The 21,053-nt window shown below is 48.5% G+C and carries 15 protein-coding genes; all 15 read left to right on the forward strand.

The window, feature by feature from the left end; genetic code table 11:
• Positions 1-223 precede the first annotated feature (223 nt).
• Positions 224-4,006 (forward strand): S-layer homology domain-containing protein, encoded by a 3,783-nt coding sequence (locus KQX66_RS18055; protein ID WP_216794179.1) that lies wholly within the window; start codon positions 224-226, stop codon positions 4,004-4,006.
• Between the two features lie 470 nt (positions 4,007-4,476).
• On the forward strand, positions 4,477-7,659 hold the full coding sequence (locus tag KQX66_RS18060; protein WP_216794180.1) for an S-layer homology domain-containing protein: 3,183 nt from the start codon (positions 4,477-4,479) through the stop codon (positions 7,657-7,659).
• Between the two features lie 88 nt (positions 7,660-7,747).
• Positions 7,748-8,353 carry a hypothetical protein gene (locus KQX66_RS18065; RefSeq protein WP_216794182.1) on the forward strand — a complete coding sequence of 202 codons (606 nt, stop codon included), beginning with the start codon at positions 7,748-7,750 and terminating at the stop codon, positions 8,351-8,353.
• Between the two features lie 88 nt (positions 8,354-8,441).
• Positions 8,442-8,711 (forward strand): alpha/beta-type small acid-soluble spore protein, encoded by a 270-nt coding sequence (locus KQX66_RS18070; RefSeq protein ID WP_216794184.1) that lies wholly within the window; start codon positions 8,442-8,444, stop codon positions 8,709-8,711.
• A 195-nt stretch (positions 8,712-8,906) separates the two neighbouring features.
• Positions 8,907-10,112 carry a methionine adenosyltransferase gene (gene metK / locus KQX66_RS18075; RefSeq protein ID WP_253957241.1) on the forward strand — a complete coding sequence of 402 codons (1,206 nt, stop codon included), beginning with the start codon at positions 8,907-8,909 and terminating at the stop codon, positions 10,110-10,112.
• Positions 10,113-10,270: 158 nt separating this feature from the next.
• Complete coding sequence (locus tag KQX66_RS18080; protein ID WP_216794185.1) at positions 10,271-12,889, forward strand: stalk domain-containing protein; 2,619 nt, start codon at positions 10,271-10,273, stop codon at positions 12,887-12,889.
• 88 nt (positions 12,890-12,977) lie between these two features.
• Positions 12,978-14,132: a sensor histidine kinase gene (locus KQX66_RS18085; protein WP_216794187.1), complete on the forward strand. Its 1,155-nt coding sequence runs from the start codon at positions 12,978-12,980 to the stop codon at positions 14,130-14,132.
• 5 nt (positions 14,133-14,137) lie between these two features.
• Positions 14,138-14,863 carry a response regulator gene (locus tag KQX66_RS18090; protein WP_010499452.1) on the forward strand — a complete coding sequence of 242 codons (726 nt, stop codon included), beginning with the start codon at positions 14,138-14,140 and terminating at the stop codon, positions 14,861-14,863.
• An 89-nt stretch (positions 14,864-14,952) separates the two neighbouring features.
• Positions 14,953-15,351, forward strand: coding sequence for a hypothetical protein (locus KQX66_RS18095; protein ID WP_216794189.1), 399 nt, complete (start codon positions 14,953-14,955; stop codon positions 15,349-15,351).
• Between the two features lie 30 nt (positions 15,352-15,381).
• A complete protein-coding gene (locus tag KQX66_RS18100) occupies positions 15,382-17,244 on the forward strand; it encodes an ATP-dependent helicase ComFA (RefSeq protein ID WP_216794190.1) in 1,863 nt (620 codons plus the stop codon).
• A 16-nt stretch (positions 17,245-17,260) separates the two neighbouring features.
• Complete coding sequence (locus KQX66_RS18105; protein ID WP_216794191.1) at positions 17,261-18,040, forward strand: ComFC family protein; 780 nt, start codon at positions 17,261-17,263, stop codon at positions 18,038-18,040.
• A 110-nt stretch (positions 18,041-18,150) separates the two neighbouring features.
• Positions 18,151-18,576, forward strand: coding sequence for a flagellar protein (locus KQX66_RS18110; RefSeq protein ID WP_216794193.1), 426 nt, complete (start codon positions 18,151-18,153; stop codon positions 18,574-18,576).
• A 92-nt stretch (positions 18,577-18,668) separates the two neighbouring features.
• Positions 18,669-18,932 (forward strand): flagellar biosynthesis anti-sigma factor FlgM, encoded by a 264-nt coding sequence (gene flgM / locus KQX66_RS18115; protein WP_216794194.1) that lies wholly within the window; start codon positions 18,669-18,671, stop codon positions 18,930-18,932.
• A gap of 20 nt (positions 18,933-18,952) precedes the next feature.
• Positions 18,953-19,456: a flagellar protein FlgN gene (locus tag KQX66_RS18120; protein WP_253957242.1), complete on the forward strand. Its 504-nt coding sequence runs from the start codon at positions 18,953-18,955 to the stop codon at positions 19,454-19,456.
• An 18-nt stretch (positions 19,457-19,474) separates the two neighbouring features.
• Complete coding sequence (gene flgK, locus KQX66_RS18125; RefSeq protein WP_216794195.1) at positions 19,475-21,034, forward strand: flagellar hook-associated protein FlgK; 1,560 nt, start codon at positions 19,475-19,477, stop codon at positions 21,032-21,034.
• Positions 21,035-21,053 lie beyond the last annotated feature (19 nt).

The following is a 21,053-nucleotide window of genomic DNA, read 5'->3' on the forward strand; positions in this document are numbered from 1 at the left end:
CATTGATAATCCCAGACCTTGATTGGTTTGGGATTTTTTGTTGCGCTTCTTGCAAATTTCCCTAAAAAAACAATGACTTTCGGCCGATATGTAAAGTACAACTATTTTTTTGGCGAATGATGTCAAATCTTTGCCGGTTTCAGGCGGGGGAGGTTGTTTTTTAACCGGATTGTTTTGAATCGTTAATTTGCCTACATTTTTATTACATAAGGAGGTTCTTCTCTTGAAACGACTTACCAATCGTGCCGTCAGCTTTGCGGTCATCGTTGCCCTGCTGGTGTCGATGATCGTACCGTTTTCCGCGATGGCTGCCGGCGGTTCGCTGATGAAAGTCAAAGGATACAGTACGGCAGCGGCAACCCCGACTCCGGTCACCAGCGAGACGGTTAATATTTCCGTCGAAATCGATAATATCGACGATGCTCAGATCTCTTCTATTTATTATGAGATTGAGAACGTAACCACCAGCCCAGGAAGCCCGGTGGAAAACAAATCCAACAAGGGTATGAAGACGGGCCCTTATGAAGTGACTTTCAACAGCGTCAAGCTGTCCGCAGGTACGAACAAAATTACGTTTACGATGGGAGACATCACCAAGATCTCTTCCCAGCCTGCCTACCTGACGTTTACGCCGACAACGAATATTACGGATTTGAAATTCAACGACGTGCCGATCGATGACGGTCAGATGTATCCGAAAGACCCGACGCAAACGGCGTATGTGATTACCGGTAAATCGCCGAACGCGACGACGGTTCAAGGCTACTTGCTCGGCCAAGCCAATCCGATCACGGCGTTCCGCAGCAACAATGGCGACTTTACGTTCATTCCGAACCGGAACACCGATTTCAACATGCAAGCCGGGGACAACATTTTTAAAATTGTCGCCAGCAACAACACGAATACGTACAACACGACTAAAAAGTTCATTTTCAATAATGGCAAGCCGTTTTTGTTTGACGGCGCTTTGGATACCGCTTCTGGAAAGCAGAAGCTTGTAAACGATCCGTTTCCACAATTGAATCAAACGACGGCTACCCTGACGGGTAAAATGAAGGTCGATCTGGCCCCGGGTTCTTCTACGGTTACGCAGTATGTGTATGCAGATATCACCGTAGTAGGCGGCAGCCCGGCAACCCAACGGGTATACTTCTCGGGCACCACACCGGCTCCGCTTGTGGAAATCCCGGCAGAGTCGACCTCGGCTTATAAAGTATTTGACTTGGGTTCTGTTCCGCTGACTCTTCCGACGAATCGGAATCAGACGCTTATCGTGACGTTCTATACGGGGAGCGGTTTGGTAGGACAAGCGCCGCAGCAGACGTTCACGTTCAATTATTTTGATCCGGCTGCACCTTATGTAACGAAAGTAACTAAGGACCTTGGCACGGACCCGGTAACGAATCAACCGGTTGAAGTGGCCCTCAACCAAAATGGCGATAACGAAATCAGCGAGCTGCCATCTACGTTCTATATTTATACGACCGGTGTAGCTCCGGCGGGTAGCGTTAAGGCTCATATCGGTGGAGACGCTACTGGCATTGCCGCTACTTATGTTGGACCTGATGGCACCCAACAAAAATGGAAAGTGCAAGTTAACGGTATTCGTGATGGAAGAGCCATCATGTCCGTAATACCAGGCGGTGTAACCAACGGTAAGCTGGACTTCCCGTTAGTTATTACGAGTACGCCATATATTATTCCGGTTAACTTCTATAACAATATGGTCATCAAAAACGCTGCATTGGAGACGCCTTATTGTACTCCGGGTACAGGCGGTACGCCTTGCTTGCAGGCGAAAATCATGAACTTGCCTGAAGCGGAGTATGCCAATGTCGAGGTGTCCGTTAACGGTTATACGACCAAGCTGGTTACAGGAGATTTCCGCGATACCAATGCCAAATCGACTTTTATGTTGGATGTGAGCAAAGCCGACGCCCGTTGGCTGCCTAACGACAACAAAGATTTGCTCAACGAAGGACGCAACACGGTAAAAATCAACCTGCGCTTGAACGGTGCAGTTGTAACGACAGTACAGTACGAGATCTTTAAGTTTACGCTGCCGACTCCTGCATTTGTAGGAGACATCTTACCAAGCCCGCTGGAGAAATTCACCAAGGCGCAAACGCCGGATAAATACGCGACGAATGCAAACAGCGTATCTTTCGTGGGCAACTTCGTGAATGCAGACAGTATCAAAATGACCGTCCGCAAAAAAGACGCTCTGGGCAACCCGGTCGTTACTTTCGATGCCCGGGATAGCGCGAACGGATGGAATTATCCTGCTGCTCCGGCCAATGGCCAGCAAAACTATCTGAATAGCGTCGGGACTGGGACTATCAATACAGCAAGCATTCCGCTTCCTTTTACAGGGGATGTCGTCTTCGAATTTATGGTTTCCAACAAAACGGGAATTACCGAAACACGGAGCATCACGATTTCTCGTGAACCGGTACCTTACCGTATTATCGAGCCGGTTCTTGTGAGGAGCGGCAAAGATGACGTGGCTACGATCAACGGCAACTTCGTGGACATTAAGTTGGAAGCTGAGAACGCAGATAGCGTAAGCTTCGGCAAAGACGCCAATGTGCTCAGTAAGATTGATCCGTCCGATAACAAGCCTTACTTTTATTACCGTTATGAGAACTTGAAAGCAGGCCGTAATACAATTAGCTTTACCGTGAACCGCGGCAAAGAAAGCTCCAAAGCCAGCTTTGTGGTGAATAACGTGAATACGGCGGTAGAAGGTGCACAAATGCTGATGCCGCTTCAAAACAAATATAAGCTGTTCGAGGGAGAGCTGGAGCTCAGCTTCCCGGCTAACACGAAGCTTATGCGTAACGAACCAACAGCTACGAACCAGTACTTGACGTCAGACCGCAAGCTGTTGTTTGGTCTTGCTAACGTGAAGGACGGCCGTGTCAACAAAGCCTACAATACTGACTACAGCGCATCGTTCTTCCTGCAAGAGCCGACAGGTAAGTTCCGTCCGGCTAGTAAGTTGTTCTGGATCAACGCCGGTGCTGTGGGCCAAGACGATTATTTGGACAAGGATAAGCTGAAAGAAGCTCTTACAGGCTCCGGACGCGACCCGTATAACATTGACGTAAACAACGCGAACGTAAGATTTTATCAGAAGAATAACGAGAATGATCTGAAAAACTCGTTTGTACCGACCAAGCGCGGCGAGCTGACGCTGAAGTATGACGATTCGATCAGACAGGATTCTTGGAAGTATGTCACCGTGTATCAAATGGATATTTACGAAGATTACCGGGGCATGACGACCTTGGCGTGGAAAAACATCGGTGGCGAGGTCGATCCGAAGAAAAACACGATCACGGTTCCGATCGATCATTTCGGTTATTTCCAAGTTATGTACATGTACGACAGCTTCAACGATATTACGAGCCACGAGTGGGGCCGTGATACGCTTGATACGCTTTACTCCAAAGGGTTTATGCTGAATAAACTGCAGTCGCTCTTTGTACCGAACGAATCGATCACGCGAGGCGAGTTTGCTACGCTGCTTGTAAAAGCATTTGATCTTCCGCTTCAGTACTCCGGTAACCTGACGTTCAGCGACGTACAGAAGTTTGCAAGCACCAATCCGTTGTACGATTATAAGTACATCGAGACAGCGGCACGGGTCGGCATCGCACGCGGTAATGCCGGAGGCCGGTTCAAGCCGGACGAGGCCATTACGCGCCAGGATGCGGCCGTCATGATTGCGAGAGCGGCAGAGCTGAAAGTGAACTCGGACAGCAATAAGTCTCTTGCTACGCTTCAAAAGCAATTTACCGACGCAAAAGATATCGACATCTATGCTTTGCCGGCGGTTGAAGCCGTGTCCAAAGCCGGATTCATCGAGGGCATCGAGAACGTTCTTCTTTCCGGTCAGAAGAAGAAGACGTACCGCTTCGATCCGCTTCAAAACTTCACGCGTGTTCAAGCTGCAGCCGTCATGGAGCGCATCTTGAAGCAGCAAAAGAAATTCCCGAAATAAGATGACTAACCAAACCGTCAACCGTGGGTTGGCGGTTTGTTCTCTAATATTAGGTGGTTTCCGCTCAATATTGGAAAATTATTAATGATGACGTATGCGAATGGATCGTTGTATACTACCTTTTGTGGGCGCTCGATACAATACATATTTGATAGACGCTCTTGATGTACTTGCTTCAAAGTTGTCTCAAAAAAAACCAAAAAAAGTTTTTTCAAAGAGCGCAACTTTTCGAAACAACGTGCGTTTAATACATTGAAACAAACAGAAAGCAAGACAAAGAGCTGTGAACATGGATAATTTTCACAAAATATGCTCTTTACCTTGCTGGCATGTCAGTGTATAATGTTAGGTGGCATGCGATTCTATCCTTAATCTTCCTAATGGTTTACTAGTTTCTGCAATTTATACATTGCAGACATCTTCAATAAAAACTCATTTTGCTCAACTCTGGGAAGGGGGTGAATCGGCTAATGAGGGAATCGAGCTATAATTTTTCTACACAGAACTCTCAACAACTGAAAGATATTCGAGGAGGAGAAAAAAAGGTTATGAAGAAAAGTTTATCTGCAATCCTGTCCCTGGCTATGGCATTCTCCATGTTTTCTTCCGTAGCACTGGGTGCAGACGCTAAGAAATCTTCCGCTGATTTCACAGATCTGAAAGATCTGGATGCAGCTACGAAAGCAAAGTTTGACGAAATGATCGGCGCTGGCATTTTCGATGGCGTTAAAGAAGGTACATTTGGTCTGAAAGACAAAATGAACCGTGCGCAATTCGCGAAAGTAGCAGCTTTGATCTTCAACTTGAAAGTTGACACTTCCCTGAAAACTTCCAGCTTCTCCGATGTAAAATCCGACGATCCGGCTAACGGATACGCTCTGCCTTACATCGAAGCTGTTAAAGCAGCTGGCATCACGGACGGTTACGCTCCTGGCCAATTCAACCCTGCTGGCGACGTAACGAAAGAGCAACTCGCTACTTTCTTGATCCGCGGTCTGGGTAAAGACTCCGAAGGTAAAAACAAAACCGGCGTGAGCGACAAAACTGTTTCCGACTGGGCTAAAGGCTATGTTGCACTGGCACTCGAACTGAAATTGCTGGGCAACGGCACTGACGGCGCGTTCGGCGGTACTTCGGCAGCAACTCGCGACCTGTTGGTAACGAGCTCCTACGAAGCTAAGAAACAGTTCGTCGACACCAACAAACCAGCTAAAGCTTCCGTTAAAGAAGTAAAAGCTGTTGACTACAACAAAGTCCAAGTAACTCTGGACAGAGACGTAGACACGGACAAAGCTACTTTCGTTCTGAAAAAAGGAACAGCTGAAACGAAATACGAAGCAAAAGATAAAAACGTTAAATGGTCCGACGACAAAAAAGTCGCTACATTGACTTTGAAAGACGGCGCAAAAATCGTTGACGATACGTACACTGTAACTCTCGGTGGTTTGGACGCTTCCGCAGTTGACAAAGTTTCCGGCGAGTTCAAAGGCGAAGTCGAGAAATTGACAAAAATCGACTTTGTAACGGCTAACGAGACAGTTGCTAAATCGAGAAAAGTTCGCATCCAAGTTAAGCCGACGAACCAATACGGACAATTGGCTTCCTTCAGCGCAGGTAGCTATACCGTTAACGTTCCGTTGCAGGACAGCAACGCAACTGTTAAAAAGTCTAACGACGGCACTAAAATGTATGTAGAGCTGAACACAGATGGTCCAAACGTCTATACAAACAGCACTACGTTCTCTGTAAACATCTGGTCTAACGACTACAGAGAGATCTCCAACACTAAAGTCTTCAAAATCGGAGAAAATCCGTATATCGCTAAAATTGAGTTGGGCGAAATCACTTACAACAATGACAAGAACGCAATTAATACTTCCGGTGATGAAGCTACCGTTAAAATGACTCAATACGATCAATACGGCGGCGAAATCACAGTTGATTCCGGCAGCGACAAGTACAAAATCCAAGATATGAAACCGAACCTTGTTCCTAAGGCTGGCATGTATGATGACGCTTTGGATGCTAAGATCGAAGACAAAGATGGCGACGGCATCAAAGAAGTTATCGTCTTTGTTAAATCCGACAAGAAAATTACATCCAGCGGCGAATACACACTCCAAGTATGGGGTGGCGGTTCTGGCGCAACTGCACCAATCAAAGTTAGCGCAAGCAAAGTTGCAACTAAAGTAGAATTTGGCAACTTCAGCAAACAAAATATTGCTGTTGGCGACAAAGACATCTACCTTGAGTTGATTGCTTATGACGCAGCTGGAAATAAATTGACTCAGGACGAGATTGTTGACAACGTTAAAGACAAACGTTTCAACATTTCGGTTAATGGTCCGCTTGAGTTTGGTACAACTACAGATGTTCCGGCATCTATGTTGGATTCCATTAACAAGCAAGTTGTACTTAGCGGTGAAAACAAAGGTAAAATTCACTTCGCTAAAGTAAACTCCAAAAACAGCGGTTCGGTTTGGGTTTACATCAACGGACTTGCTAGCTCAGACAACAATAAGAGCAAGTCTTACAGCACGGTTGACCCGCGCTACCCAGTAACAATCAAAACAATTACTGAAGCTGCCAACAAAGCCGTTGCAGGCGCTGAGGTTAAACCTAAATATCAATTGGTAGACAACTATCAAGAAGTTATTAAGGATAACTTAGATTCTTTCACTGACAGCAACGGTAAAACCGTAACTTACGACGTTTATCCGACAATTACTAGAAACGGCGTGTTGGTTGACGTTCAAATCAATGATAAAGATCTTTCCACCTATCTTAATGATAAAGGTGGTATCGGTAAACTGAAGGAATTCTCTGATAAAGAACTCGTACTGAAAACAAAAGATGGATCTGCATATGGCACTTTTGAACTGAAATTTGCAATCCGCAAATTTGTTGACGGTCAACTGAGCGATTCCAATGTACAGAATGTAACTAAGAAGGTTACTATTGTCGATCCGAACAAAGAAGATCTGAAATACAGCTTAGCTACGATTCGTGACCTGTACAAAACAATCGACGACGGCACTTATAAAACAGACGCAGATAGCGCAACACTGCTTGCAGACAGCAAACTTGCCAAAGAAGTGAAAGTGGAAGCTAGAGATACATCTGGCAACTTGGTTGCTTACCCTGCAAAAATTCTCGAAGTAACGACAGACAACTACTCTGTACTTCGCTCTACTGAGAGAACTCCAGTGAACAACAAAGGATACATCATTGGTAACAAAACGGGTACTTCCAACGTAACTGCTTACTTCACTAATGCTAAAGGCGAGAGAACTTCTGTAAATGGCGCTGTTACAGTTAAAGGCGACGCCATTAAAATGGAAACTATCAAACGCGAAGACTCGAGCAAAACAATCACTGGCACTGGCACTAAAAACGCTTGGGATCTGATGGGCGACATTACCGTGACAGATAACTATGCCAACGAGTATAAAAATAGCTACATCTACAAGTATGACAGATTTACTGCAGTAAGATACACGATTACCGACGCTACACAAGTTGGCGGTAAGGCTATTGCTGAAGTAGATGCTACTAACCCGTTCCAAGTGAACATTAAAGGTACTGGTACCTTCACAATCACAGCTACAACCTCTAACGGCCTGTCCGTTGCAACTACGGTTGTCGTAAACTAGTCCTAACGGATTAAAAAAAGAAGACCCCTATGGGTCTTCTTTTTTTATCAAGACCCACGAAATACATATATCCAAAGCAGGTGAACTCATGAAATCAAAAATTACTCTAGTCACTGTGGTGCTCATCCTTCTTTTCACAACCATCGTCTATGCTGATTCTAACAATACATCAACCCAGCCTGGTTCTGTAGACGATCCCATCATCACCAAAAGCTACTTTGAGCAAAACATCGCTAAACAAGTAGCGGACGAATTCGCTAAGCAAAGCATAAATGAAGAAAAAATCAAGCAACTCATCGCGGCTGAGCTGGCAAAGCAGGGAGTTGGAAGTGGTACTTCTCCTTCCACAGGCTCCGGTACTAACGGCAACGCACAACAACCGGCTGTCCCCAATTCCGGACTTACCGTCGTCAAGCTCCAACAAGGACAAACGCTTTACGGCGGTGCTGGCACCGAATTCATTGTCCGAACCGGCAAAGTTGTAGCGGTGAGCTCGGACGATAACGGAATTCCGGACGTTACTTCTGGTAAAGATATTGCTGCAGGAGCAACGGTTGAGCTTAACCACTTGCTTATCGTTCCACGAGAGGGCCGTGGTGTTAAGCCTGATGCCAAGAACAAGCAAGAAATTTACGTTATGGTTCGCGGTAGCTATTTGATTATTAATGCGGATGGAACGAAAGTTACATCATAATTTTACCCATTTCGCCAATCATTCATACGTTTGGGGTTCGCCTCAGGGGGGATAATAGCATTACATCCTACTTGAGGAGGTATCCCTGATGTCGAAAAGCAACAAGAAAGTGGTACCGGAAAGCGGAAAAGCACTGGATGTTTTAAAATACGAGATCGCCGCTGAGCTAGGACTTCCGGTTGGAAAACAGCTGGCGAACACGAATGTCGAGTTTGCCACCGAGCTTGGTTCGATCCCTTCTGCTTCGATTAAAGAAGATTATTGGGGGCACATAGCATCCCGTGATGCGGGTGCCGTGGGCGGCACGATTACAGCAAGATTAATCAAAAAAGCTGAAGAAATGATGTTGAGCTTGTAAACAAATAAAACAATTATAAACAGGAATGTTAATTTTACGCGATCTCATCATATTTTATTGACAGCCTTCTACAAATCCAGTAACATACAATAAGAAGGTAGCAGCTAAAGGAACCTTTTCCACCCGGAAAAGGTTGATTTTTTGTATGTGGACTTCAGCCTTTATCCATAATAAAAGCAGTAGGAGGTTGTTTTCATGTCCAATTCTGTGGGCCGCCGTTTGTTTACCTCGGAGTCTGTAACTGAGGGGCATCCGGATAAAATTTGTGACCAAATTTCCGACTCGGTTCTTGACGCATTTTTGGCGAATGACCCGAATGCTCGCGTAGCTTGCGAAGTTTCCGTAGCTACCGGCCTGGTTCTTGTCATCGGTGAAATTACAAGCCAATCGGAATATGTCGATATTCAATCCATTGCACGTCAAACTATCAAAGATATCGGCTATACTCGCGCGAAGTACGGTTTTGACTCCCAAACTTGCGCCGTGCTGGTTTCCTTGAACGAGCAGTCGCCTGATATTGCACAAGGCGTTGACAAGGCGCTTGAAGCCCGTGAAGGCCAAATGACGGATGATCAAATCGAAGCCATCGGTGCAGGTGACCAGGGCATGATGTTCGGCTTTGCGGTTAACGAGACACCTGAATTGATGCCGCTGCCGATTTCGCTGTCCCACCAACTAGCACGCCGCTTGTCGGAAGTTCGTAAGAACGGTACGCTTGCTTACCTCCGTCCAGATGGCAAAACGCAAGTGACCGTAGAGTACGAAGGAGCTAAACCGGTTCGCGTCGATACGATCGTCGTTTCTACGCAGCATGCCGAAGAAATATCGTTGGAGCAAATCCAAGCTGACATTAAAGAACACGTTATCAAGCCGATCGTCCCGGCAGCTTTGATCGACGACAATACCAAGTACTTTATCAATCCGACTGGCCGTTTCGTTATCGGCGGACCGCAAGGTGACGCTGGTTTGACTGGCCGTAAAATCATCGTTGATACGTACGGCGGATACGCTCGTCATGGCGGCGGCGCATTCTCCGGTAAAGATCCGACGAAAGTCGATCGTTCCGGCGCTTACGCGGCTCGTTACGTTGCCAAAAACATCGTAGCTGCAGGTCTTGCAGACAAATGCGAAGTTCAACTTGCCTACGCAATTGGTGTAGCGAAGCCGGTTTCGATTTCTGTCGATACGTTTGGTACAGGCAAAGTAAGCGAAGAGAAGCTTGTTGAAATCGTTCGTAAAAACTTTGACCTGCGTCCAGCCGGTATTATTAAAATGCTCGACCTGCGTCGTCCGATCTACAAGCAAACGGCAGCTTATGGTCATTTTGGCCGTACGGACATCGATTTGCCTTGGGAACGTACGGATAAAGCAGAGCAACTGAAAGCTGACGCACAAGCTTAATATTTTTTTCAGATCTGTCTAAGCAAGACGGTCCGTTCTTTTCGCGGATCGTCTTTTTGCATTTTTGTCGATTTTTATAACCCTTGATTATCGTAACTTTTTGGATAGTCATTGAGTCTATATAAAAGGAGAGTGGAAAACGAGAGGAGAACAGAAACGTGATTGTGCAGAAGAAATGGCGAAAGTTGTCGGGTGCCGTTTTGGCCGTGTCGTTGCTGCTGTCTACATGGTCGGTACCGTATAGAGCAGAAGCGGCGGATTCGGCTCCGACAGTGGTAAGCCAAGAAATTTTGACGACCGGTGCCGTGTTGAAAAAATATGTATGGCAGTTTACGAGAAGCAAAAAAGACGTCAAAGTCAATGCGAACGTCGTGGAAGTGGATTTGACGAACCCATATGTCAAGCTGGATGTCATGACCGGGACCGAGAACCAGTTTACACGCAAGCAAAGCGTGCTGGGGATGGCCAAGGAAACGAAAGCTGTCGCAGGAGTGAACGGCGACTTTTATAACACCCAGGCGGAAGGTGTCCCGATGGGACCGGAGATTGCCAACGGGCAATTGATGGCAACGCCGCCGTATTTGCCGGGCTTCTACTCGTTTGCGCTGGACAAGGACAACAAGCCTATTGTGGACCTGTTCACGTTTAAAGGCTCTATTATTGCAAAAGACGGACAAAGCTATGCACTTGGCGGGATTAACAAAACCTACTACTGGTTTGAGCCCGGCGGCGAGCATAGTCATATCGACGGTATGTTCATGTATACGAACGCTTGGGGACAAGTGGACCGTTCCAATGACGGCGTAACCGTTCCTACGGAAATACTGGTTCAGAACGGTATCGTTAAAGAAATTGCAGATAACGGCATTATTAAAATGATTGCTCCGAAAGACGGGTATATTTTGCGCGCATCGGGCAAAGCTGCCGATTTTATCCGGGCACATGTCAAAGTAGGCGATCCGCTGAAGGCAGACTATCAGATCCTGCCGCAGGACCCGAATAAAAAGTATGATGCAAGTACGTTCAAAATGATGATCGGCGGTCATACGATTTTGGTGGATGAAGGCAAACCATCGGAATTTTCGCGCCCGGTGGACGATCTTTGCTGTACGCGTTCGCGGACGGCACTTGGCTATTCCAAGGACCAGAAGACGGCCTACATCATTACAGCGGACTACAGCGGCGAAAGCAAAGGCTTATCGATGAAAGAGCTGCAGCAGTTCATGATCCAAGTTGGCGTATGGAAAGGACTGAACCTTGACGGAGGCGGTTCCACGCAAATGGTAGCCCGGCCGCTGGGCGAAATGACGCCGGTGCTTGTGAATAAGACCGAAACCGGAATTCAGCGAAAAGTCGTGAACGGGGTAGGGGTATTCTCGACCGCGCCGCAGGGCGAAGTGAAGGAATTGTTTATTCAGGCGCCAAGCGTGCTGTTTGTCGGCGAGCAGGCTCCGCTTCGTTTTAAAGCGTACGACGTCTTTTACAACCCGGTGGTCGACACCGATAAAATTACGGCACAGTGGAGCGTAGCCGGCAATAAGGGTACGTTCAAAGACAACGTATTTACGCCGAACCAACCGGGGATAAGTAAAGTCACTGCGGTATCCGGTCAGGGTACCTCGACGGCGGATGTCGAAGTCGTGGGCCGGAACCAGCTGACCAGCATGAAAATTACGGCTGATAACCTTGCGCTGTCCGAAGGCGAAACGTACAAGCTTCCGGTCGTTGCGACAACGTCGTCTGGCAAGACGAGAGAAATTCCGCCGGAGCTCATTCAATGGGAAGTACTTGGTATTCAAGGCGAAGTTACGAATGGTATGCTGAAGGTGACAAGCTTAGCAGGAAGCACGGGTGCGCAGCTAATCGCCCGGTACGACGGCTTCAGTACGACGACGAGCATTCCCGTCGGGATTGACAAGGTATGGTATGATCTGGACAAAGAGTCTGTGATGACGCTGCCGGATGCGAAGCCGCAAGAAGTGGCCTCTTCCGTCTACACCGTTCCTGACGCGAACGGCAACAAATATTTGGAATTAGTCTACGACTTCACGCAAGGAAAAGGTACCAAATGGGCTTATGCGACGATGGATACCCGCATTCTCATTGAGGGCGAGCCGCAATATATGAAAATGAGAGTCAACGGCGACGAGAGCCTGAACTGGCTGCGCGCGGAGCTGCTTGACAATGCCGGTAAAATTCATTATGTTGATTTCGCAAGAAATATAAACTGGAAGGGCTGGAAACAAATCACTGCCGATCTGACGGAATTGAAGATGAGCTATCCGATTCGCGTCAAGAGCGTCTATGTTGTAAATGAGGAAATCGGCCAGGACGAACGGGCAGCCAAAGGGAAAATCGGCATCGACGATATTACGTTTACGTACCGCGGCGCGGTGCAGCAGCCATCGAATAATTCCGTCCGGCTGACAGTCAACAAAAAGGCTGTGACGGTTAACGGCAAAGAAATGACGCTGGAACAAGCGCCAGTCATCACAGAGGGTAACACGCTCATCCCGATCCGTTTTGTGACCGATGCTCTAGGTGGAAAGGTGAGCTGGGACGAGAAGGAGCGCAAGGTAACGATCCTTCGCGGCGGTAAAATGATCGATCTGTGGATCGATAACAAAGACCTGATTGTAAACGGGCAGCGGATTACGGCCGAAGTTCCGCCGGTCATTATGAAAGATTTGACGATGGTGCCTCTGCGTATTTTGTCTGAGAACCTGGGCTGGAAAGTGACCTGGGATGGAAAAACCCAGCAAATCACCCTGCAATAATTAGTACTATAAGCTCTCACAATCTTCCGAAAATATGGTACTATATTGCTAGTACGTCCGAGAAAAATGGCGAAGGAGCTTTGTCCGGATGCAAGTCGACGTTTTTGACCGCGTCATCAGAAATGCCATTGATGTCATGGAAAACAGCAAGTACCAAATTTTTGAGATCTGTGAGAGCGTCCGGGCTGAGCGCGAAGCGCTGAACAAGGAATTGCAGTCAGTGATTGAGGAAACGAGCCGAACGATCGATACGGTGGACCGATTCGAGGTGGAGTATCGACGCTCCCGTGTTCGTTTGACCGAAGTGAGCCGCGATTTCAAGCGCTTCAATGAGGAAGATATTCGGGCAGCTTACGAGGCAGCCACCCAACTGCAAGCCCAGTTGGCCATTCACCGGGAAAAAGAACTGCATTTGAAAGCAAGACGGGACGACCTGCAGAAACGGTTGAAAAATGTCGACAAACAGCTGGAACGGGCAGAGTCTTTAGTCTCTCAATTCAATGTAGTGCTCGAGTACTTATCCGGGGATCTTAATCAAGTGACACGTCTTCTGGAATCGGCCAAAAACCGGCAGCTGCTGGGTCTTAAGATCATTTTGGCACAGGAAGAGGAACGAAAGAGAATTGCCCGGGAAATTCACGACGGCCTTGCACAAAATATGGCAAACATGGTCCTTCGCACCGAAATTACCGAGCGCATGTTGGCCAAGCAGGCCTATAATGCCGTAAAAGATGAACTGAATGATTTGAAAACGGGTGTCCGGGGCGGGATTGAAGAGGTTCGCAAAATCATTTTCAATCTTCGTCCCATGGCGCTTGACGACCTCGGATTAGTCCCCACCTTGCGTAAGTTTGTGCAGGATTACGAGGAGAGAACGAAGATTCGCACCAGAATCGAACTGGTGGGAAAAGAAGTCCGCCTGCCATCCGGTATGGAAGTAGCGGTATACCGCTTGGTACAGGAAGCGTTCTCTAACGTCCTTAAGCACGCGGAAGCCTCCCATGTCTCACTGGAGCTTACGTTCCAGCAGCAGATGATTAAAATAACCGTATCCGATAATGGCGTTGGTTTCATCACCGACAATATCGACAAGAAGATTGCACGCGGCAGTCATTACGGCTTAATGGGCATGCGCGAGCGCGTAGAGCTGCTCGAGGGGCGAATGGACATCGAATCGGCGCCAGGGGCGGGAACAAAACTATCCATGGTCATCCCGATCAAGTCAGAATCCAAGGAGGAGTAATCAATATGGACATTATGGGCAGCGCCAAACGCCCGATTAAGCTGGTTTTAGCAGATGATCACCAGCTGTTTCGCGAGGGGGTTAAACGAATTTTAAATATGGAGAGCGACTTGGAAGTCGTCGGCGAATGCGGCGATGGCATTCAGGTACTGGAGCTCTGCAATACCCTGAACCCGGACATCGTCTTGATGGACATCAACATGCCTATAGAGAATGGTGTCGTGGCGACGGAGAAATTAAAGGATATATTTCCGGACATTAAGGTGATTATTCTTTCGATTCATGACGATGAGAGCTACGTCTTCGAGACGCTTCGTAAAGGGGCTTCCGGTTACTTGTTGAAAGACATGGAAGCGGAATCTTTAATTAACGCGATTCGTTCGGTCGTGGCCGGACATGCCTACATTCATCCGAAAGTGACCGGGAAGCTCATCAACCAGCTTCGTCGTATGACGTATTTGGACGAGCAGGGCGTAGCCGGTTCCGGCGCGGCGTCGAAAGAAGCAGGCGTGAAGTACGTGCATATGGACAATAGCCCGCTGACCCGCCGGGAAGCGGAAGTGCTTCGCTTAATGGCCGAAGGCAAAAGCAACAAAATGATCGGCGAGTTTCTGTATATCAGCGAGAAAACGGTTAAAAATCATGTCAGCAGCATTTTGCAGAAAATGGAAGTTGACGACCGGACACAAGCGGTTATTATCGCGATTAAAAATGGCTGGGTAACGCTGTAAGCGGTTCGCAATAGCTATCCTTTCTTCAAGCTTGGCAGGAACCATCTCCCTTCAATTGGCATATACTGCTCTTAAGGGAGGGAGCCGCTATGATGTTAGGCTTGGCTTGGATTATCGGTTGCTACGCCGCAGGGGTCGCCATCATCCATTGGCTCCATTGGCAGTGGAGGCGATGCGGAAAGCCCCGAACGACGCATTATGTGCTGCAAACCTACAATAATCAGCTGCAGGTGGAGTGGTATCTTCGCTCGCTGTATTTTTTTTCATGGATGAAGGGCAAGGCGATATCGGTAACACTGGCGGATGAAGGTTCGACGGACGATACGCTTGCGATTGCCCGAAGGTTAAGTCTGGAGCATCAGTTGAGCATCTGTACGATTGCGGAAAGGGACTTAGAGGAGTGGGTCCTGAAGCATGCAGATGAACAGGTGGTTGTGGTCCGGCTTAACCAAAACGAAGGTTTGGAAACCGCTTTCAAATACATGTAAGCATAAAAAATAATTCGAACCAGGTGATTCATGAAAGCTTTCGTATATGCCGCAATGACGGCAGAAGGTTGTTCCTGGCACGTTTCCTTGGATATGCGGGCCGACCGGGATTACTGGACGGACCAAGCCGGTGGCCGCTTCAAGCTGCGTGTGCTGGAACCCGCCTTATCGTTCGGACAAGCCTGTGAAATCAAGCGCAAGCTGAAAGCATCTTCGTCCTCGTCAGACATGCTGCAAAGCTTGCGGTCGGCTGCCCGTGAGATTGGCCTTAGTCCGGAGGCCGTAGCAGCTTGGAAGGTTTGGGATTGGACCGGGACGGCGGAGGGGCTGTCCGACGAGGCCAGACACTTCGCGAATAGGACGATCAATGCCATGTGCCTATCCCTGAAAGGCCGGTACCTGCTTATGGAAGAGTTTATGGGCCTGATGCAGCATGAAGGAAGTCAAGCCGTTGCCGAATCGCCGGCATACTTTCTACAGCTCGCTTGGATTCAGGGTAGGATTGAACTGGAAGCCGGGGTGGAATTAGATCGAAGCGAAGGCCGGCGGTGGTCTTTGCTGCCCCAGGCATGGAAAGGGAAGTGCAAGCGCTGCGGAAGCCAAGGAATCTTCGGAGGACGGGCGGGCAACGAGGCATCGCCGGTTCGTTGGACGCATTGTGCGGATTGCGGCGGACCATGCGCTTATTGCGAAGCTTGTTTGACCATGGGAAGATCGCGGTACTGTACTCCGATCGTTCGGGTGAACGGTGGTCCTGATATGAACACTGCGACACCGGCGGATGAAGACATGGAAGGTTACTTGCAATCGTGGGGGCTTAGCGACGTGCAGGCGGAAGCGTCGGGTTCGGCGTTGCAATTTTTGAAAGCAAATAAGTCCCTTTCAAGGGAAAAAGCACAGGAGTCTCATGCGCCGCGTTTTCTTATCTGGGCAGTAACGGGAGCCGGGAAGACGGAAATGATTTTTCCGATGGTTCAATATACGTTGGCCAAGGGAGGCCGGGTCGCCATTGCAACCCCTCGCCGCGATGTTGTCTTGGAGCTGAAGCCAAGACTGGAGAAGGCTTTTCCGCACACGAAGGTTGTCACGTTATATGGCGGAAGCGAGCAGCGGTGGGAGCAGGGTGAACTAACCTTGGCGACGACGCATCAATTGATGCGATTTCGGCAGGCGTTTGATCTGGTTATTGTCGACGAAATCGACGCGTATCCGTACCATAACAATCCGATGCTGCTCTATGCTGCCGAGCAGGTATGCGCTTCGGGCGGAGCGTACATTTTGCTGTCGGCGACGCCACCGGAGGAGCTGCAGCGGGCTGTAAAGCGCAACCGGCTGCCGCATGCCCGAGTAGCGGCAAGGTACCATCGTCACCCGCTGCCTGAGCCATCGCTTCTTGTGTGCCCGCCTTTGCGGCAAATGCTGGCCCAGAATGGGCTGAACGGCAAGCTTAAGGGACATTTGGCCTCTTCATTGGAGAGGGGAGCGCAAGTCTTCGTCTTCGTTCCGAAAATCGCCATGGTCGAGCCGTTCGTCGCATTGCTTCGGCAATCGTTTCCTTCCGTCAACGTTCAAGGCACTTCTTCCAAAGATGCCGACCGTTCGCATAAGGTCACCGATTTTCGCGCAACTTCGATTCGGATGCTGGTCACCACGACCATCTTGGAGCGGGGAGTGACGATTCCGAAGTCGGATGTATTTATTATCGATGCCGATTCCCCGGTGTTCGATTCGGCGGCGCTGGTGCAAATGGCGGGACGAGCGGGAAGATCGGCTCAAGATCCGCGGGGGCGAGTATATTTTGCGGCAAAAGAAAAAACACGCTCTCAGGCACATGCCAGGCGGCAAATTGCCGAAATGAACGTCATCGCACGGAAAAAAGGATATATCGACTGAAAAGGGGGCGCCTACGATGAGCTGGACCGAACAAGCCGGAAGGTGGATGCGTCGGCTTCTGAGCGGGGCAGAATCGCTGCTAGCCTCCAAAATGGAGCCTTGCGTCGCCTGCGGCGCGGCGAATGACGGTACCCGCAAGCTGCCGGTTTGCCGGTGCTGCTGGGAAGCGATCCCGTGGATCCACGAAGTCTGCTGCGCCAAATGCGGCCGCTATGAAGCTTGTCCCGACTGCCCCCGGCGAATCGATACGTATTACGATCAAAACCGCAGCGCCGTTCGTTATGACGAACGAATGAAGGAATGGCTCGGGATGTATAAATACCGGGGCCAAGAGTCGCTCCGCAGCGTACTCGGCCCGATGCTGCTGCACGCCTATCATCTGCACCGGCAAGGGCCGTCCGGCGGCGCGGACTTCGGGAAGCCTGCCTCCGAGTTCATCTCTTACGTGCCCCTGAGTGAGCAGCGATATGCCGAACGCGGTTTCAACCAAGCTGAACAGCTGGCCTCTGAGCTGGGAAGGCTGACGGACTTGCCTGTTCTTCCGCTACTGCTGCGAACGAGACATACGGACAAACAAAGCTTCAAAGGAAGAATGGAGCGGTTGGATGATCTCCAAGGCGTGTTTGCGCTGGAACCGGGAACTGCTTCCCAAGTGGCGGCAGCATGCAGACAAGGGCGAGTCCGGGTTTATTTGATCGACGACGTGTATACGACCGGAAGCACGCTAAACGAATGCTCAAGAGCAATAAAGACGATCCTCCCTCTAGAGGTGTGCGGCATTAGTTGGGCCAGATAAGTTCATTTGCGGCAAACGTCTAATTTCCGACAAAAAATGAAGTGCAAACTTCGATAATTTCAGCTATATTAGGAGTAATAGGCCTTGCTCTTGAGAGGAGTAGAATTAACATGAGTCTGAATGTAGCAAACTGCGACCGCTGCGGGAAAATATACATGAAAAACAATTACGGCTTGTGTCCGAACTGTCTTCGGGAAATGGAGAAGCAGTACGAGACGTGTTTAAAATATTTGCGCGAGAACCGCGCTTGCTCGATACAAGAATTAAGCGATGCAACCGAAGTTCCGGTCAAACAAATCGTAAAGTTTATCCGCGAAGGACGCATCTCGATTAAAAATAATCCCAATATGGCTTACGAATGCGACGTTTGCGGAGCGCAGATCCGCGAGCACAACATGTGCGATGCCTGCCGGGCGCGGTTGACGAAGGAAGCGCGAAACATGGCCGAAGACGAACAGCGCAAAAAGCAGATGACTGAACAAGAGAAGCATGCTTCTTTTCTTATCAAAGACCGCTTGCAGGATCGAACAAAATAACGAATACATCTAAACTTTTAAAATCCGCCCACCGATAAAAGTAATAACGCTGAATCGGTGGGTTTATTATGTAGTTAATCGAGGTGAGTTTGATGAAAATTAATGGAACGAACCAGGTAGGTGCCGTGAATCAATATAAGAAGAATCAGGAAGCGCAGCAGGCATTTGCCGCAGGGAAGAAGCAAAAGCAAAAAGACCAGGTTGAGATATCCAGCGAAGCCAAAGAACTTCTAGGTACGGAGGCAGCAGGAGCGAGCCGCGAAAAGCTGGAAGAGCTCAAGCAGTCCGTAAAATCCGGGACGTACGTTGTCGATGCGCGCAAGCTGGCCGAGAAAATTTTCCCGTTTTTGAAATAACTTTTTGAAGGTGGAGAGCCATGTCTTTTGAAGCCGTGTTGCAGACCATGTCCGAACTGAACGATGTACATCTCACCTTGTTGGAGCTGGCGGAGCAGAAAAAGCATGCGCTTATCCACAATCAAGTGGAGCAGCTGACGCAAATCGTAACGAAAGAAAACAAGCTGCTCAAGCGAATCGGGGATTTGGACCAGCAGCGGGTGGATGCGATCGGTAATTTCCTAATTGAAAAAGGATACAAACCGAATCCGCGGGTGACGGTCAGCGACTTGACCAAGATTATTTTTAACGCCGAGGAGAAGCGAACCTTGGTCGATTCCCAGAAGCAGTTGCTGGCTACCATCCGCAAGCTGCGAGAGCACAATGAGCTAAATCAGCAGATGATCGAGCAGTCGCTCGCGTTTATTAATTATTCGATAGATATCATTGCTGCTCCTCCGGATAATGATATGTTTTATTCCAAACCAACTCAACAACAGGACCAACACCTTCGTCGGAATACCATGTTTGATACGAGAGCATAGGAAAAGAGGAGTGACGTTATGAGGTCAACTTTCCATGGAATAGAAACGGCCAAGCGAAGCCTGTTTACACAACAAGCGGCATTGCAAACGACGGCTCATAATATCGCGAATGCCAATACGGCGGGATATTCTCGGCAAGTCGTGAATATGGTCGCGTCCCGACCGATAGAAGCGGTAGGCATGTCGCATTCCGCCGTACCGGGTCAATTGGGTACGGGTGTGGAATTCACATCTATTACAAGGGTACGGGAAAGATTTTTGGACGATCAATTCCGAAATGAAAGCAAAGGGCTGGGCACTTGGACCGTTCAGGCGGATACTTTAGAGAAGTTGGAAGCTATTATGAACGAGCCAAGCAGTACCGGCATTCGGACGGTAATTGATAACTTTTGGAAGTCGTGGTCCGACTTAAGCAAAGACCCCGAGAATGTAACCGGACGCAAGATTGTACGCGAGAATGCGATGGCATTGGCGGATGCATTCAACTATACGAGCAAGCAGCTCAGAGACCTTTCCACGGACTTAACCAATAATGTGGACGTAAAAGCCACTCAAATGAACTCGATTACTACGGGTATCGCGAATCTGAACGCGGAGATTTTCAGAATCGAGGGTTTAGGTGACGATGCCAACGATTTGCGTGACCAAAGAGATTTATTGGTTGATCAGCTATCGCAAATCGTAAACATTACCGTTCAGGACACCGATCAAGGCTATAATATTAACATGGGTTCCATAAATTTGGTGAACGGTCAAACGGCAGTCCCTACTTCAGCAGCTGCATTAACGGATGCTTATAATTCCGGTGTTCTTAATAGCGGCGAGGTGCACGGGATGCTTCTTTCCCGTGAACGATATGTCTCTGATTATCAAAGACAATTAGATACGTTGGCTAACACGATAGCTAACGGCGAAATGACGATCACTATTCCTAAAGGTTCTGTATTGCCGGAAGGGACCGTTCTGAACAATATCAAGTATACCGGAGCAAGCCGTACGCTTACTGACGATTTGACAGTTAAGGTAAACGGATTGAACGGTCTTCACAAACTCGGGTACAACTTGTCTGATCCGATTCAGGCAGGCGGCGATTTCTTTACAGCAAAAAGCGGCTTTACCGCTATAACGGCGGAGAGTTTTCAGCTTAACCCTGTTATTGCAACCAACCCGGATAAAATCGCCACTTCGCTCCGCACAGCAATATCGGGTACTTCGGAAAAGGTTGTTAAAGGAAATAACGGGTTAGCATTGCTCATCTCCCAGATGAAAGATACAAAATTAACATTTGTAAGTAACGGAGCTACAGTAGCCGAAGGAACGGTAGACGACTATTTCAGGTCCACGGTCGGACAGCTCGGCGTTCAGTCTAAAGAAGCGACGAGACAGCTAGAAAACCAGAAAGCATTGGTGGACCAAGTAGACAGCCGCAGACAATCGGTTAGTGGAGTATCTATCGATGAGGAAATGTCCAATATGATCAAATTCCAGCATGCCTATGGCGCGGCTTCCAGAGCAATGACAACGTTCGATGAAATGCTTGATAAAGTGATAAACAGCATGGGTGTTGTGGGTAGATAACAATTTTATCAGTAGGAGG

The sequence above is a fragment of the Paenibacillus oleatilyticus genome (genome assembly GCF_018998565.1).
Taxonomy (GTDB): domain Bacteria; phylum Bacillota; class Bacilli; order Paenibacillales; family NBRC-103111; genus Paenibacillus_G; species Paenibacillus_G oleatilyticus.